Genomic DNA, 15,850 nt, shown 5'->3' on the forward strand with positions numbered 1-15,850 from the left:
GCTTTTCATTATATTGTAATCTGCAAACAGCACAGCATAACTTTGGTTTCCCCGGGTATAGAACATTCTCCGGGAGCGCTGCGCTACACCCAGACTACAATTCAATTGTGGATTTTTAATGTCGACACACACGATTACTGATAAAGAGCAGCTTTTTTTTCTATTAACTCAAAAAACCATTGTTCTCACCCCGAATAACCGACTTAGTGAAGCAATACTTCAATCCTACTATACACACAGTAAGAAACAAACCATCGAGAAGCCTAAGTGTATGCCCTTTAGCGTTGCTCTGGTTAAAGCCTATGAACAACTCAATTTTATTAGCCCTCAGATTACCCACCCCACCTTATTAAACAGCACTCAATGTCAGTACTTATGGCGCAAAATAATTCAAGCCGAGACGAACATAACTTATAGTGAAGGTCTGCTCCAATCGATAAGCAATGCGTGGGAGCGTTGCCAACTCTGGCAAATTAACATGGAAGATCCCACTTTTAATTACACGGCACAAACACGACAATTTCAACAGTGGTGGCAATTATTTGATAAACAATTAAAGCAGAACCATTTTATCACTGAGCATCAATTAATCCCCTATTTGCTCCATGCTAATAGTTCTTTATTTTTCCAAGAGGTTGTTTGGGTATGTTTTGATGATTTTACACCTCAGCAAGCACTCTTGCAGGAACATTTGACGAGAAAAGGTTTCACTCAATACCACTATGATTTGAAGGAAAAATCATCGAAAACTGAAGTATTCGCGGCTCAAGACAACAAAGAAGAATATCAACAGCTCATGGCATGGCTGCATTTAAAAATACAGGAAGGGAATCGGCATATCGGTGTCGTTGTACCGAATTTAGAGCAAGAATCTAATATATTACAAAGAATCTTGGCACATCATTTTGAGTCATCCTGTTTTAATATTTCCCTTGGCCAGTCTCTGAGTAATTTTCCTTTGGTTGCCCATGCCTTATGTTGGCTTAATTTAGATGATCTCTTAAACCCGCATCAAGCAGGATTACTTCTGCAATCGCCCTATTTAGGCAGTTCTAAAGAAGAATTCATAGCCCGCTCTGAGTACTTGCACGAAGGAGTCTTATTAGAAAATCATTCAATTCAGCTAAATCATTTTAGAGAAGAACTTCATACTTATGCTCCAAAACTCGCTAACCTTTTAAAAAATCTTACTCCTTACCCTCAAGAGGCTGCTGTAGAAGAATGGATACACTTATTTCAAAAGCGTTTAAATACTTTGGATTTTCCCGGGGACTATACTCTTAGCTCAGAGAATTATCAGTGCCTTAATCGTTTTATTGCTCTCTTTGATGAGCTAAGGCAATTTTCTTTACTAAGTCCTTGCTTCACAAAATCGGAGGCTCTGGAGATAGTACGTCATCTTGCTGATAACACCATTTTCCAAGCGCAAAAAACCAATGCGCCGATTCAAATTTCCGGTCTACTGGAAGCATCAGGATGTGAGTTCGAGAGTTTATGGATCACGGGCTTAACCGATCAATGTTTGCCCAAAAAAGTAAAATTATCAGCTTTTATTCCACCTCAATTGCAACGTGAATTATGTATGCCACATAGCTTACCTGCTCGCGAATTGCAGTTTGCTCGCCAGATCCTGCGTCGGTTCCAAAGAAGTGCTGATTCTATAGTATTCAGTTATGCCCAATTGCAGGCAGACACACCTAATCTACCTTGCTCCTTAATCGTTGGGTTTTCCAATTTTGAACCTTTACCAACTGATTATGAAGAAAAAATTCCATCTGAGTTAATCTCTATAGAGGAGTCTTTTCATATTCCTTTATTGCCTCAGGAGCCTATTTATGGAGGTACAGCAATTCTATCGAATCAAGCCAAGTGTCCTTTTAAAGCATTTGCCGAACACAGACTCCGAGCCAAAACTTCGTTGCAAACAACCGATGGTTTAGGTAATAAAGAACGAGGACAAATCATTCATAAGGTAATGGAGTTGCTATGGCAAAAATTAGAAAATCAACATAATCTGCTTCATTTAGCCAATGATATTCTGGAACAATACATTGATGACGCCATTCATACCTCTTTAGTCTCACTAAAAAGACAACATTGTGACTCATTTCCTGATTCAATACAGGAAGTGGAATACACACGTTTAAAACGAATGGTACACACGTGTCTTGCATGGGAGAAACAACGACCTCCTTTTACCGTAGCAGCGATAGAGCAATCTTACGTGATTAATTTAGCGGGTCTCGATTTTCAAGTGCGCGTCGATCGTTTGGATCAAGTTGAAGATAAAAAATGGGTTATTGACTATAAAAGTACTCTTCCTGCCAGTAAACCCTGGAATGAGGAGCGCCCTAAAGAATCACAGCTCTTGCTTTATGCACTGTTGGATGAACAAATTAACACTCTTTTGCTCTTACAATTGAAAACCGGGAAAATTAGCTGTGCAGGACTTAGTGAGGAAAAGTATACCATAAGTGGGATAACCCCTTTAAAGAAAGACGAAGTATGGACAGAATGCAGGGAGCTTTGGCAAAAACAACTCACTGAGCTGGCTAAAGAATTCCAAGAAGGCCACTGTGCCCCACAACCCGCTCATTTAACTCTTTGCCAACAATGTGATTTTCAGAATTTATGTCGTTTTCAGGGGGAAGAGTAAAGTATAAAACTTTTTTTATACTTTATGTCGAACGGTTCCTAGAATGGATCCCGCACAAAATGCTTCGCATTTTTACGGGATAATGTTCGTTTAGCGTCATAAAAAGTATAAAGTGCTTTTATACTTTTTTATGTCGAACGGTTCTTAGAATGGATCCCGCACAAAATGCTTCGCATTTTTGCGGGATAACGTTCGTTTAGCGTCATAAAAAGTATAAAGTGCTTTTATACTTTTTATGTCGAACTCACGTTAATTGTGATATAAGACATTTAGACCGCTCAATCTCAATTGAAGTGGTTTAATACTATGGTTTCCCTACTACTAATAATAAAAAAGAGATAAATCATGCCTTTGAATCAGAGAAAATTAGAACTGCGTTTAAACGCCTGTGACGAAGCACTACAAACTCTGTTTGCTGATCAGGATGTCGGCGAGAAAATAAGAAAACAAATAACAGCCGTACAAGAATATTATAACCTTTCATATACCAAAACGAATTCAGCCAAAAGCGCTGAAAAAATTGCTGCCAGTTATGAATTATTTTTAGACCAATTAGCCAAAGTAAAATATAAACAGTTAAATACTAAGGAAGCATCGGAAAAAATTAGCAACTCCTGTGAATCCAGAAAAATTGGTGTCTTATTTCATAATCTTGGCAAAGCATTGGAGCTGATGTTCTACGCAGCGACTGCATTTTCTTTATATGCGGGTATTTTTGGGATTGCACTGCCCGTACTTATTGTTCAACCTGTTTTAGGTATTGCCGTAGGAATAACTATTGTCGGAGCAATGATTGCAGCAGCATATAAAGCATTGTCATGTTTCACAGAATTTAAATCATTCAGTCGCCACGATACAGAATATACTAATGAGTTAAGTTTAGTTTCCTTCTTCAAACCCGTGCTGCAACCAATGAAAGAAGAGCTTCAACTCAGTGAAGAAGATGAGTTAGAGAATCGTTGTTTCTGCTAATTAATCTGTCCACTTAAAATCCTGCGGTTATGTAGCATGAGAGGAAGCCTGGGAAACAAGGTCAAACCCGGGTTTCGTTTCGCTACACCCAGGCTAGTATTTTAAATGCCTGGTGCAATCAGTACAGATTCTAACCCAGTGTATAAGCCAAATTTATGAAGATGTTCCAATTGCGAAATTTAACCAGATGTTTAATAATGATAAAATCACGAAACAAGGGAGTGAATATGTCACTCAAATTAGCTAGAGCACGAATTCTATGTTGTGGTTTAATCACCTGTTTACTGAGTTCATGTTTACTGAGTAGTTGTTTTTATCCGCCTTATAATAATTTCAAACCGGTACATCCCATGCCGAGACGAGTCGTTACTGGAGCCGTTGTGGGCACTGCAGTGGGTGCTGCAACAACAGGTACCGTGACAGGTGCACTGGCAGGTACCGTTGTAGGAGGTACTGCTGGCGCCATTGTAGGTTTTTACAAAGCTAGCAGACGCAGCATCATTAAAGAGTTGAATAAAGAAAACATTGAATATGTACAATACGGAGACACCATGACCTTAATTGTACCTGTTGATAAATATTTTATGTTTCAAAGCCCACGCCTCAATGAAGTGTGTTACCCTGGATTGGAAAATATCATAAGGTTATTGAAGTTTTATCCTAACAGTCCTGTGTATGTTGCAGGATTCACCGATAATGTAGGCACACGTCGCCATAAAAAATTAATGTCCCAGGCTCAAGCAGAAACTATGCTTACTTTTTTATGGGCTAATAATATTCCTGCGCAACTTCTTAAAGCAGAGGGCTATGGGGATAAAAATGATGTAGGTGACAATAAATTGATTCATGGCAGTGCATTTAATCGACGCATTGAGATCCAATGGTTCAATAATTATGGTATTAAGACTTGTGCAACATGTCCAGCTCCAGTACCATCACCCGTAGTTTATGCATCAAAGTAAGGCAAATTAATGCGTTCAAGATTTATCGGAGGAATTCTTTTAATTGTTGGAACTTCTATAGGCGGGGGAATGCTCGCCTTGCCTGTCGCCAATGCAGCTACAGGTTTCTGGCAATCTTCCATTTTTCTATTTCTTTGCTGGGTATTCATGACATTAGGAGCGTTTTTTATCCTTGAAGCGAATCTTTATTTACCCAGAGGAAAACATATGGTTTCAATGGCGCAAGCCACTTTAGGTAATTATGGTTTGCTTGCTGCTTGGGTAAGCTATCTTTTTTTACTCTATACCCTGTTGTCTGCTTATATTTCTGGCGGGGCAGACGTATTAAACAGCCTTCTTTTTAAAATTGGATTGCATCTGACAGATTGGCAAGCGAGTTTATGGTTTACGCTTATTTTTGGCATGGTTGTTTATGGTGGAATTCGATATGTAGATTATGTCAATCGTGGATTGATGTTTGGCAAATTAGCTGTTTATGTATTATTAGTGGTACTTATTGCTCCGCACATTGAACTACAACATCTGCGTCATGGTGATATGCGTTATATCGGTGGCGCCATTATGATTTTAATTACCTCCTTTGGTTTCGCCATTATTGTTCCTAATCTAAGAGATTATTTTGATGACGACATTAAACAACTGAAAAAAGTGATTTTTATTGGTTCGTTAATTCCTTTATTTTGTTATTTGGCTTGGGATGCCGTCATCATGGGTGCTCTCCCCTCGGAGGGAAGCCAAAACCTTGAGAGTTTAATGCATAATCCGCATACTACGAGTGCCTTAGCAAGCTTACTCTCAAATAAAGTACAAAATACAACAATCAGCGCTTTGTTTAATTTCTTCACCTCCATTTGTATGCTCACTGCATTTCTTGGCGTGTCTTTATGCTTGTATAGTTTCCTTGCAGATGGTTTAAAGTTGCGTGAACGTGGAAGTCATGGTGTTGGGTTATTTTTACTTACATTTGCCCCTCCGCTTCTCATCGTCATTTATTATCCTGGTGCATACATCCATGCTTTAGGCTATGCAGGTATTTTTTGTATTATTCTGCTACTACTTTTACCCGCATTAATGTGTTATTTTGGCAGAAGAAATCATCAGTCTGTCTTTATTGTTCCAGGCGGTAAATGGACTCAAGGTATTGTAGTTGCTGTTTCTATCGGATTATTGGTGCATGAATTTTGGAATTTGATATAAAACAATCTGTATGCAGCATGTCACTTTAAGCGATAGAGGCAAAAGTTTATAGTTTAATAAAAAATTTTTATGTACTCTACGTATCGCCCTATCCAGAGAACTTGTTTAATAAAGAACTCAGAGGTATCTTAAAGGCTCAATTATGGATATCGGTATAAAGCGAGGTATATAGGGAAAGAACCTATTTATTAGGATCGCTCAACTATAACCCTTTTGGCTGCGATACAATTGACTTAAAATGAATAACAAAGTATCATATTGAATTATTTTTATACTATTTTGGGTTATATCTCATGATCAATTCAAAACTAATAGGTGGAATATTACTTATAGTAGGAACATCTATAGGTGGTGGTATGCTTGCCCTCCCCGTTTCTACTGCAGAAGTAGGCTTTAGCAATTCCATTTTCTTCCTGTTTTTTTGTTGGCTGGTCATGACTGCAGGTGCTTTACTCATTCTGGAGGTCAATCTACGTCTTCCAGCAGGAAGTAACATGATTTCCATGGCTAAATCTACATTAGGATTACCTGGTCAAATTATTGCCTGGATCACCTACCTGTTTTTGCTTTATACCCTACTGTCAGCTTATATATCTGGGGGGAGTGATGTATTCAATAGCTTATTACATAAATTGAATATTGATATGCCCAACAGCGCCACTGCAATTTTGTTTACATTTTTATTCGGTTTGATTGTTTATAAAGGCATACGTTCCGTAGATTATGTCAATCGTGGTTTAATGTTTGGTAAATTAGGCATTTATGTTTTGTTAGTTGCTATCATTAGTCCGCATACCTCTGCTTTGGGCTTAACTGGCGGTTCAGCGCGTGCCTTTACTGGCACTTTAATGATCTTAATTACTTCATTTGGCTACGCATCAATAATACCAAGTCTCCGTGACTATTTTGAAGATGATATACATACCCTAAAACGTGTAATCTTACTAGGTTCGCTTATCCCTCTTGTCTGCTATATTGTTTGGGATGCAGTCATTATGGGTGTTGTCTCTCGAGAAGGAGAAAATGGCCTACTCGCTCTCATGAATTCAGAACACGCGACGAGCGGGCTCACTGAGGCTTTAAGTCAATCAGTACAAAATCAATGGATCAGTGGATTTTTTGGCTTTTTTACTTCGATATGCATGCTTACAGCGTTTTTAGGAGTTTCATTGGGATTGTTTGATTTTCTGGCAGATGGATTAAAACTAGAGAAATCCGGTAACCAGGGAAAATATACCTTAGCTTTAACTTTTCTTCCTCCACTAGCAGTAGTCTTATTAAATCCAGGAATTTATCTGCATGCTTTAAGCTATGCCGGCATTTGCTGTGTTATTTTATTGTTACTACTGCCTTCAATTATGGCCTGGAAAGGACGTAAAACTCATTTAGTCACCGCAGAAAGCCACTTGGTACCAGGTGGTAATTCCAGTCTTGCTTTAATTGGTTTTATAGCCACAGGTTTACTGGTTATCGCCTTCATGTACTAATATCAACCCATCATAGCCGACTCGTTAAGCCTAGCCGGATCCCTTCTGCTTAACTTCACTGAGGATATAACTATGAAATTTGGATATAGCATTATTTATATTAGCAATGTAACAGTCCAAAAAACCTGGGGTTTTCCAGAATTTTTTCAGGTTTTTAAGTATTCCTTAATCAGCGTATAAATAGTCTATAATTAAATCATAAGTAAATGTTTTCATTATGATAAATACAAGGAGGTAATTATGTTAGGCTGGGCTTTAATATTTTTCATCATTGCAATTATTGCAGCCGCATTTGGATTTGGTGGCATTGCATCAGCTGCTGCAGGAATTGCGAAAATTTTATTCTTTATATTTCTTGTTATCTTTGTCGTATTTCTGATAATGGGATTACTGGGTCGACGTCCGCCACCTCCAGTATAAAATTAAATTGTAATAGTGAAACAGAACCAACCGGGCTTAATTTTGGGGTTCTGTTTCGCACTCCAAGTTAAGGCTGTACCATTTCATCAAATTAATTGAACAGTTTAATTTGAACTTCTTGAGATGAACTTTTCCATGCTCTTTTCATAATTTCAGTATTAAAAGAAATGCCAAAATCACCATTTTTATTAAGGGCAATAACACCTACTTCCCCGTTTAACCTTTGATTGCGTTCATGAATTACGTAATCGCACGCTTGCTGCAATGACATATCAAATTCTATCATCATGGAGATAGTATGCCCCACTACCCCTCTAATTAAATACTCACCTTCCCCGGTTCCAGAAACCGCACATGTAGCGTTATTGGCATAACATCCGGCACCAATAACACAACTGTCTCCAATTCTGCCTGGAAGGCAATTGCTAATTCCACCTGTCGATGTTGCCGCTGCAAGATCTCCTTGTAAATCTAAAGCAACAGCACCTACAGTTCCTTTCATTTTCTTGCGTTGAATTTCTTCCATGCTCTCTATTTTATTCAGCTTTTGATACATCTCATATTGATGCGGAGTTATAAAATAAGACTCGGGCTCCATTTCCAAACCATACTTCTTTGCCAGTTCTACAGCACCATATCCTGAAAGAAAAACATGACGTGTTTTCTCCATCACCAGCCGGGCAAGACGAATTGGATTTTTTACAGTACGAACCATAGATACGGCACCAGCTTGCAGATCCGTGCCACTCATAATGGAAGCATCCATTTCCACTTCACCCCGGCAATTTAAGGCTGAACCTTTTCCTGCATTAAATAAAGGATTATCCTCAAGAATTGCTACTGCTTGCTCTACTGCATTCAAAGCAGAACCCCCTTTATCAAGAACCGAATAACCTATTTCAACTGCTTGAGCCATGCCGTGTTCAAATTCTTTTTGATGATCGTGCAAAAAAGAATAATTTTCACTAGCACCACCATGTACCGCGATTGCAATTTTATTCATTACCGTATTCCATTTTTTGAATTATCTATTTAGAGGGATCGCAGGATTCGCCAGAATACGATCTGCAATTGAAAATTGACATCCCTTTACCAAAAGATGAACTATCAAATTTTCAACAAATACAGGCTCTCCTTCTTCAACATCCGTGATATTTGTTTGATTTATATTTCTACCATCAATAATGACAACCATACCTGAGCCATAACATTCTGCATCCGTTCCATTTCGAATAACCAGAGCGGTATCTTCACCTAGACCAATACCCAATTGTTCTGGGTTCATAATAATGGCATGTGCCAAACGACTAAATCGTCCTCTTTTTATGAAATGAGTATCAATAACACAAGAATGTAAAATCCCTAACCCCGAAGAGGTTAATAAATTGAGGTACCTTAAAGCTTCTGATAAACCGCCTCCTGTAATCATAACCGTACCCATAACCATAGCCCCAGCACTGGTTCCGGCAATAGTGAAATTGCTATCTTTCATATATCGTTCTTTAATAATATCGACTATAGGAGTACCACCTAATATCGTGGATAGACGAAACTGATCTCCTCCTGTAAAGAAAATAGCTCCCGCATCCTTTGCCCTTTTTAAATACTCTCCATGGCGTGCTTCGCTTCTATTTTTTATAGGAATAAAACCTATATTGGTATAACCCATGTTATGAAAAACATTTTGATAAATTTGTTTTACTTCATCCTGAATTTCCGACCCAGTTGTAATAATTTCTATTTTCTTATTCGACGGAGGCAATAATTCATTTAAAATTTCATAACGAGTAAATTCCTTATTTTGTTCCGTAATATCCAATGGCTCATTATAACCCTTATCTTCAGCACCCCCGATAATTAATAATTTAGCTTTGGGTGTCATTATAAACCTCATTTGCCATTATCAGTTGTTTTTCCTTTTTCTTGAGAAAATGAGTTGTTTCAAATACATCTTCAACTGCGCAATAAATAAACGTATTTAATTCTGCTACTCCCATCACATATTCAATGGCTTCGAGCTCATCTGAAATAATATTTAAAGACGGTTTAAAATCAGATCGAAGTATTCCTGCAGCAATAAGACGATTTATTTCATGATGAGTTCTCCCTCTTCCGTCTTTATCATGGCGAATGACGATTTCATCAAACATGGAAGCAGCATGATAGCCCAGCCTTTCTATGTCCTCATCACGGCGATCACCGACCGCCCCTATAATCCCAATTTTTTTAGTACAATGAATTGAAGCAAGATAATTTTTTAACTCACAAAATGCACCCTCGTTATGCGCATAATCGACCATGACTTGGCAATGAGGAAATTTAAATAGATTCATTCTGCCAGGAAGATTTTCGACATTTGGATAAAAAATTTGCAGTGCTTCTTTTACTTTTTCTAAAGAGAACTGACTGATAACCCCAGCCAATGTTGCAGCTAATATATTCATAATCATACCGCTTGCAGTACCTTGAAAACTAAGTGGTATTGATTTTACATCAGCTAAAACCGTTCGTTCGGAGCCTCGCTGCACGATAATATGTCCTTGATCAAGATAAGCAGTCAACCCACCTAAACTGCAGTGCTTCCTGATACGAGGGCTTTCAAACATACTAAATAAAGCAATGTTACACGTTAAATCGTTTCTTAAATCATAGGTTAAATTATCATCAGCATTTAAAATCGCATATCCTGTTTCTTTCGTGCTGCGCGCAACAACCGCCTTGACCTGGACCAATTCATCAAGAGTATGAATTTCATTTAATCCCAAATGATCCCCAGTAACATTAGTAATTACACTAATATCACATTCATCAAATCCTAAACCCGACCGCAAAATTCCGCCTCGCGCACATTCTAACACTGCATAATCCACTTCGGGATCATATAAAACAACTTGTGCACTGGCAGGACCACTACAATCTCCGCTATAAATCAATTTATTATTTATATAAATACCGTCTGTAGTAGTGTATCCGGTGTGATGATTTGCAAAACGTGCGAGATGAGCAATTAAGCGAACAACGGATGTTTTTCCATTAGTACCTGTCACTGCGACTATTGGAATCCTTGAAGTTAAATTAGGTGGATAAAGCATATTCAAAATGGGTTCAGCTACATTACGTGGCGTACCTTCATTTGGTGACAAATGCATTCGTAATCCTGGCCCAGCATTTACTTCGATAATGGCACCATGATTTTCATTCACAGGACAAGTTATGTCATTTGAAATCACATCGATTCCGCAAATATCCAAATTTACAAGTCGCGCTACACGTTCTGCAAGAAAAATGTTAAACGGGTGAACCGTATCAGTTACATCTTTAGCTGTTCCACCAGAACTTAGATTTGCAGTTTCTTTTAAGTATAAAATATGATTCTCAGGTAAAATACTCTCAAGAGTCAGATTATTTTGTTTTAAAATAGAGAACGTGTATTCATCAATCTTGATTTTTGTCAGCATATTTTCATGGGAATCGCCTCGATTCGGATCTTCATTCGCCTGCTGAATTAATTGACTGATTGTAAGTTTCCCATTCCCTCTAACCTGGGCAGGAGTTCTTTCAGCTACAGCTACCACTTTATAGTTTACTACTAAGAATCGATAATCTTTCCCTGTTATGAAGCGCTCAACTATTAATTCATTAGAAATTTTTTTTGCACGTTCATAGCCAAAAATTGCTTTATCCCAATCCGCAATATTTGTAGTTACCCCTTTTCCATGATTCCCGTTATATGGCTTAATCACTAATGGGAATCCCAATTGTTTTATTGCTTTTTCAAGTTCCTCTTCATTCTTAATAACCAACCCTTTGGGAGTTGGAATAAAATTTGTGCTTAAAATCTGCTTGGTAAGCTCTTTATCCGAAGCGATATCCACGCCTATAGAGCTTGTTTTCGAAGATACGGAGGCCCAAATCTTTTTTTGATTTCGCCCATATCCTAATGCGATTAGAGAAGTGTTTTCATAATGTTTACAAGGAATTTTTCTTTTTTTAGCTTCCTGGACAAGTGCCTGAGTGCTAGGCCCTAATCCCTGCTTTTTAAAAATTTCCCTTAAGTGATTAATTGCCCCATCAAGAGGATATTCTTTGCCTTCTGCAATAGAATTTATGAAATTGATCGCAACTTCTCCTGCATACAAACCTGCTTCTTCAATTTGGTATGCAAATATGACTTGATAAACACCATAATCTTTAGTCCCATAAGTCCGGCCAAAACCGCATTCCATCCCTGCGAGACACTGCAACTCCAAAGCAATGTGTTCGATCACATGTCCTAACCAAGTACCTTCTTCTACCCGTTTTAAAAATCCGCCGTCAACTCCTAAAGAACAACGATGGCTCTGTAAACTTGGAAGACACTGTATCAGCCGTTCTTTAAATCCAACTAAAAGATTCGTAGGAAGCTCCTCATATTTTCCTAAATCAAGTTTAATAACAATGAGTTCTTTTCTATAGTTCGACCAATAATTAGGTCCTCTCAAGACTTGGGTTTTTAAAATGTTCATTCGCATTCCTTGGCATAAAATGAATTACTAAAAACTCTTTTTAGCATAGGAAGAATTTTTAAATTCTTCAAATTTAAAAATAACTGATTTGCTAATCACGGTGAACTAAGGATAATAGTTAATTATTTGAAAAAAAATGATTTTTGGGAGATTACCTGCATTTCTTAGAAAGAAATGCAGGTAAATGGATTATTTTTTAACATCACATGTGATTTGTGTGCAGTCTCGGCAATGCTTTGTTGCGAAAGCAAATGACTTGACAGCGGAACCAGCATGCTCTGACATTTTCTTATCAGCATCTTGGTCGGCTTTTTTATCACTTGAGCTTGCATTAGTAGTACAAACCCAATTTGAGTTCATTGAGGTCTTCGGAGTAGCATTCGAACCTGTGCCATTAGACCCTGTTGTTTCATTAGCAAATGAAGTGACAGAGAATAGAACCAGTGTACTGAATAGTGCTCCTGATAGTATTTTCATAGATTACCTCCCTGTATAGAAACCGGTTATTGTAGTTTTAAATTCAGGTGCAGAAAAATTGGGCCAATGATCTTTATCAAAGCCAGGCGCATCTTTCAGATGCTGTTTATCTACATTGAGAATAAAACAATCATCTTTGTTGTCGTACAAAAATAAATTCCAGGGTACAGCAAAATATTTATTCCCAAATCCTAGAAAACCACCAAAATCTAATACAAGATAATTTACTTTTCCAGATTGTTTGTCGATAACAACCTCAGCAATTTCACCTAGATTCTCATGAGCTGGATTCATTACTTTAGAACCTGTAAGCTCACCAGATTTAACAATTCCTCTGTGTTCCATTTTAAAGCTCCTTTTAATGTGAAATCTTTTTCTTAAATTTTAATGATGCATTTTCTTTTGAAAATCTTGTACCGCTTTTTTAGCTTGTTCTTCACTGTAACCGTAATGTTTTCTGAGTTTTCCAAAAATTTCTTGTTGATTGCCTTCAATTTGTTTTAAGTCATCGTCTGTGAGCTTACCCCAAAATTGTTTCATTTGGCCTTTTATTTCCATCCATTTTCCTTGAAAAATATTCTGATTCATTTTAATTCTCCCTAATAATTTTTTTCAGCTAATAAATTGGAAAGTTCTTATTAGCCCCAATAAAGGCTAGTCAATAATTTTTAAAAATGCAAAGAAACTAACCCTGAGATTCAGGATATTTGCAAAATCTTGACGATCAAATTAACGTTCGTCCTAGGATTTCTAAAGGTCTATGATAGATTAATTGGGGTTTACATTATAATTTTCATTACTGTAACAGGGTGTTCTTTAAAACGGTCTGTATCTATAATTTTCCATCCTAATGATTGGTAGTAATTCGGAATTGTTTGATCAAACGCAAAGAGATAAAGTACTTCATATCCCATTTTTTTTGCTTGCTCTTTCGTTACATCAATAAGACGTTTACCAAGTCCCTGCCGTTGATATGCAGGTTTTACAGATAAAGATCCTAGCCAGGGCATTAAATCAGGGCGGATACCATCATTTTCACGTAAACTGCACATGCCTACCGGCGTTTCTTCATCAAATGCAACAAAAGTAATGGGTAATTTGTCGTGGTTTGCATGTTCACGAAAACGTTGTTCTACTACATCTAGGGGCACATCAGGTAACCAAATTTTTCCAAGACCTTCTTGCCAAATGAGGGCAAGCTCAGGGATCGCATCAAGATTATTTTGCAGAAGATCAATTCTTATCATTTTTAAATACCCAATAGTTTTTTGCAATTCTACGCTTTGGTTAAATGCTGCGATTTCATGCACTCCGATATCACATACGTTCGGTGCTAAAATCGCAGCTTTTCGACTCAATATAGTTGGGGACAGACCCTATGAACATCAGAATACATCTTATATTGCTTTATTACCACTCAGGATTCCATAAACAAACTATTATTTTAATTTTTTGAAGTAGGTGATTTCCCATATCGGTTCAAGGCATAAAGTCCCATATTTTTTGCTATTTCACCCTCGGCAAAAAACACCTTTCCGTTGATTTCTTTTTGTAATAACGTAGCCTCTTCCTCATTATGTGTCCGGATAACAATTTCAATTTCTGGATTGAATTTAGTTGCATATTGGATCATCTTTCCCACATGCACAGTCTCCGATATTACAATGATAAGCATACTGGCATGGGCAATATGGCTTTGCATAAGTACAGAAGGCTTGGATGCATCGCCATAAACTGCGGGTATACCCGAAACTCGCAAGCGTTCTATTAGCTCTCGATTATCATCGATTACAATATAAGGAACAGCTTTTTCCGAAAGTAACCGAGCAACTCGCTTCCCCACTCGTCCATATCCTATCAGAACAACGTGTCCTGCAAGATATTTTTCTGTAGTGGTCACAGGTAACTCAGTTAAAGGATCTTTTGTACGCTCAAAAATCTCCATTAATTTAGAGTGAGTTTTTGCCCATATATGGATAGGAGTGATTAGTTTAAATATAAGCGGATTAATGGCTATTGAGATTAACGCACCCGCTAAAATAAAACTTCGTCCCTCTACAGGAAGGAGGCCCAAGCGTATTCCAAGTTCAGCAAGGATAAAAGAAAACTCTCCAATCTGCGCCAGACTTGCTGATACAACCAATGCCGATTGTAATGGATAGCGAAAAGCGAGGACGAGAATAAATGCTGCAATTGATTTTCCAATAACAATGATACCTACAACAGTTAATACCTGCAGTGGTTGTTCCACTAAAACAGCAGGGTTAAACAACATACCGACTGAAACAAAAAACAATACAGCAAATGCGTCTCGAAGGGGTAATAATTCTTCGGCTGCACGATGGCTAAAGGCAGACTCCCTCATGAGCATCCCAGCAAAAAAAGCACCTAAAGCAAAGGAAACCCCGAACAGTTTAGCAGCTACATAGGCAATACTAATTGCGGCGGTAACAACACACAAAGTAAATAATTCGCGTGATCCTGTACGGGCAACATGCCAAAGCAATTTGGGAAAAAATCGCCGCCCTACCAAGAACATCAGGGCAATAAAAGTGGAAACTTTTATGAACGTAAGACCAAGGACAAACCACAATGGCTTGTGTATACTGACTGCTGGATTATTACCTAACCATTGGGATAATGGCGGAAGCAATACCAGCACAACCACCATAGCCAGATCTTCAACCAGAAGCCAGCCTACTGCAATATGACCATTAATTGTTCCCAACATGCCTCGTTCTTCAAGTGCTCTCAATAATACGACCGTACTTGCAACGGATAACGAAAGTCCAAAAATCAAGGCATAGCCATAGTTCCAACCCCACATAATGGCAGTACACCCCCCCAATATTGTTGCTACAATCATTTGCACAATCGCCCCCGGAATGGCAATCTTTCGAACATACAGCAAATCAGATAATGAGAAGTGCAATCCTACTCCAAACATGAGTAGCATGACTCCAATTTCAGCGAGTTCCTGAGCGATTTCAACATCAGCCATCAACCCTGGAGTAAATGGTCCCATAGCGACACCAGCTAATAAATAACCTACCAAGGCAGGAATCTTAAATCGTACCGCAAGAAATCCCAGGATTAATGCTAAAGCAAATCCCATTGCAACCGTAGTGATCAGAGGAAGCGCATGATGCATACTAAAGTATCCTTTTAAATCCA

The 15,850-nt window shown here is 38.1% G+C and carries 14 protein-coding genes; 6 read left to right on the plus strand and 8 right to left on the minus strand.

Features of this window, described 5'->3' with window-relative positions:
* The first annotated feature begins 118 nt into the window (after nucleotides 1-118).
* From FOLKNPGA_RS13350 to FOLKNPGA_RS13375, 6 genes are all read left to right on the plus strand, one after another.
* Nucleotides 119-2,656: a PD-(D/E)XK nuclease family protein gene (locus tag FOLKNPGA_RS13350; protein WP_182350363.1), complete on the plus strand. Its 2,538-nt coding sequence runs from the start codon at nucleotides 119-121 to the stop codon at nucleotides 2,654-2,656.
* Between the two features lie 345 nt (nucleotides 2,657-3,001).
* Nucleotides 3,002-3,628, plus strand: a complete 627-nt coding sequence (locus FOLKNPGA_RS13355; RefSeq protein WP_182350364.1) for a DUF5638 domain-containing protein — start codon at nucleotides 3,002-3,004, stop codon at nucleotides 3,626-3,628.
* 227 nt (nucleotides 3,629-3,855) lie between these two features.
* Nucleotides 3,856-4,590, plus strand: a complete 735-nt coding sequence (gene cmpA / locus FOLKNPGA_RS13360; protein WP_182350365.1) for a C-OmpA-like family protein CmpA — start codon at nucleotides 3,856-3,858, stop codon at nucleotides 4,588-4,590.
* Nucleotides 4,591-4,599: 9 nt separating this feature from the next.
* Entirely contained in the window at nucleotides 4,600-5,787 is a 1,188-nt protein-coding gene (locus FOLKNPGA_RS13365) for an amino acid permease (protein WP_182350366.1), read from the plus strand.
* Nucleotides 5,788-6,080: 293 nt separating this feature from the next.
* Nucleotides 6,081-7,274, plus strand: coding sequence for an amino acid permease (locus FOLKNPGA_RS13370; protein WP_182350367.1), 1,194 nt, complete (start codon nucleotides 6,081-6,083; stop codon nucleotides 7,272-7,274).
* A gap of 240 nt (nucleotides 7,275-7,514) precedes the next feature.
* Nucleotides 7,515-7,694: a DUF1328 family protein gene (locus tag FOLKNPGA_RS13375; RefSeq protein WP_182350368.1), complete on the plus strand. Its 180-nt coding sequence runs from the start codon at nucleotides 7,515-7,517 to the stop codon at nucleotides 7,692-7,694.
* Nucleotides 7,695-7,785: 91 nt separating this feature from the next.
* On the opposite strand, the gene FOLKNPGA_RS13380 is transcribed toward FOLKNPGA_RS13375, so the two are convergent.
* From FOLKNPGA_RS13380 to FOLKNPGA_RS13415, 8 genes are all read right to left on the minus strand, one after another.
* On the minus strand, nucleotides 7,786-8,697 hold the full coding sequence (locus FOLKNPGA_RS13380) for an isoaspartyl peptidase/L-asparaginase family protein (protein ID WP_182350369.1): 912 nt from the start codon (nucleotides 8,695-8,697) through the stop codon (nucleotides 7,786-7,788).
* 21 nt (nucleotides 8,698-8,718) lie between these two features.
* Nucleotides 8,719-9,576 (minus strand): cyanophycinase, encoded by an 858-nt coding sequence (locus FOLKNPGA_RS13385; protein ID WP_182350370.1) that lies wholly within the window; start codon nucleotides 9,574-9,576, stop codon nucleotides 8,719-8,721.
* Entirely contained in the window at nucleotides 9,560-12,199 is a 2,640-nt protein-coding gene (gene cphA / locus FOLKNPGA_RS13390) for a cyanophycin synthetase (protein WP_182350371.1), read from the minus strand. The genes FOLKNPGA_RS13385 and cphA overlap by 17 nt, the downstream gene beginning before the upstream one ends.
* A 189-nt stretch (nucleotides 12,200-12,388) precedes the next feature.
* Entirely contained in the window at nucleotides 12,389-12,676 is a 288-nt protein-coding gene (locus FOLKNPGA_RS13395) for a hypothetical protein (protein ID WP_182350372.1), read from the minus strand.
* A 3-nt stretch (nucleotides 12,677-12,679) separates the two neighbouring features.
* A complete protein-coding gene (locus FOLKNPGA_RS13400; protein ID WP_182350373.1) occupies nucleotides 12,680-13,021 on the minus strand; it encodes a PRC-barrel domain-containing protein in 342 nt (113 codons plus the stop codon).
* Nucleotides 13,022-13,060: 39 nt separating this feature from the next.
* Nucleotides 13,061-13,264, minus strand: coding sequence for a CsbD family protein (locus tag FOLKNPGA_RS13405; protein ID WP_182350374.1), 204 nt, complete (start codon nucleotides 13,262-13,264; stop codon nucleotides 13,061-13,063).
* A 191-nt stretch (nucleotides 13,265-13,455) separates the two neighbouring features.
* Nucleotides 13,456-13,923 carry a GNAT family N-acetyltransferase gene (locus FOLKNPGA_RS13410; protein ID WP_182350375.1) on the minus strand — a complete coding sequence of 156 codons (468 nt, stop codon included), beginning with the start codon at nucleotides 13,921-13,923 and terminating at the stop codon, nucleotides 13,456-13,458.
* Between the two features lie 197 nt (nucleotides 13,924-14,120).
* On the minus strand, nucleotides 14,121-15,827 hold the full coding sequence (locus FOLKNPGA_RS13415; RefSeq protein ID WP_182350376.1) for a cation:proton antiporter: 1,707 nt from the start codon (nucleotides 15,825-15,827) through the stop codon (nucleotides 14,121-14,123).
* Nucleotides 15,828-15,850 lie beyond the last annotated feature (23 nt).

Origin of the sequence: Legionella sp. PC1000 (assembly GCF_014109805.1) — a bacterium.
Classification (GTDB): Bacteria; Pseudomonadota; Gammaproteobacteria; order Legionellales; family Legionellaceae; genus Legionella; species Legionella resiliens.

Coding starts and splice junctions, on each gene's coding strand:
- FOLKNPGA_RS13350 (WP_182350363.1), top strand. CDS start 119: ATGTCGACACACACGATTACTGATAAAGAGCAGCTTTTTTTTCTATTA.
- FOLKNPGA_RS13355 (WP_182350364.1), top strand. CDS start 3,002: ATGCCTTTGAATCAGAGAAAATTAGAACTGCGTTTAAACGCCTGTGAC.
- cmpA (WP_182350365.1), top strand. CDS start 3,856: ATGTCACTCAAATTAGCTAGAGCACGAATTCTATGTTGTGGTTTAATC.
- FOLKNPGA_RS13365 (WP_182350366.1), top strand. CDS start 4,600: ATGCGTTCAAGATTTATCGGAGGAATTCTTTTAATTGTTGGAACTTCT.
- FOLKNPGA_RS13370 (WP_182350367.1), top strand. CDS start 6,081: ATGATCAATTCAAAACTAATAGGTGGAATATTACTTATAGTAGGAACA.
- FOLKNPGA_RS13375 (WP_182350368.1), top strand. CDS start 7,515: ATGTTAGGCTGGGCTTTAATATTTTTCATCATTGCAATTATTGCAGCC.
- FOLKNPGA_RS13380 (WP_182350369.1), bottom strand. CDS start 8,697: ATGAATAAAATTGCAATCGCGGTACATGGTGGTGCTAGTGAAAATTAT.
- FOLKNPGA_RS13385 (WP_182350370.1), bottom strand. CDS start 9,576: ATGACACCCAAAGCTAAATTATTAATTATCGGGGGTGCTGAAGATAAG.
- cphA (WP_182350371.1), bottom strand. CDS start 12,199: ATGAACATTTTAAAAACCCAAGTCTTGAGAGGACCTAATTATTGGTCG.
- FOLKNPGA_RS13395 (WP_182350372.1), bottom strand. CDS start 12,676: ATGAAAATACTATCAGGAGCACTATTCAGTACACTGGTTCTATTCTCT.
- FOLKNPGA_RS13400 (WP_182350373.1), bottom strand. CDS start 13,021: ATGGAACACAGAGGAATTGTTAAATCTGGTGAGCTTACAGGTTCTAAA.
- FOLKNPGA_RS13405 (WP_182350374.1), bottom strand. CDS start 13,264: ATGAATCAGAATATTTTTCAAGGAAAATGGATGGAAATAAAAGGCCAA.
- FOLKNPGA_RS13410 (WP_182350375.1), bottom strand. CDS start 13,923: ATGATAAGAATTGATCTTCTGCAAAATAATCTTGATGCGATCCCTGAG.
- FOLKNPGA_RS13415 (WP_182350376.1), bottom strand. CDS start 15,827: ATGCATCATGCGCTTCCTCTGATCACTACGGTTGCAATGGGATTTGCT.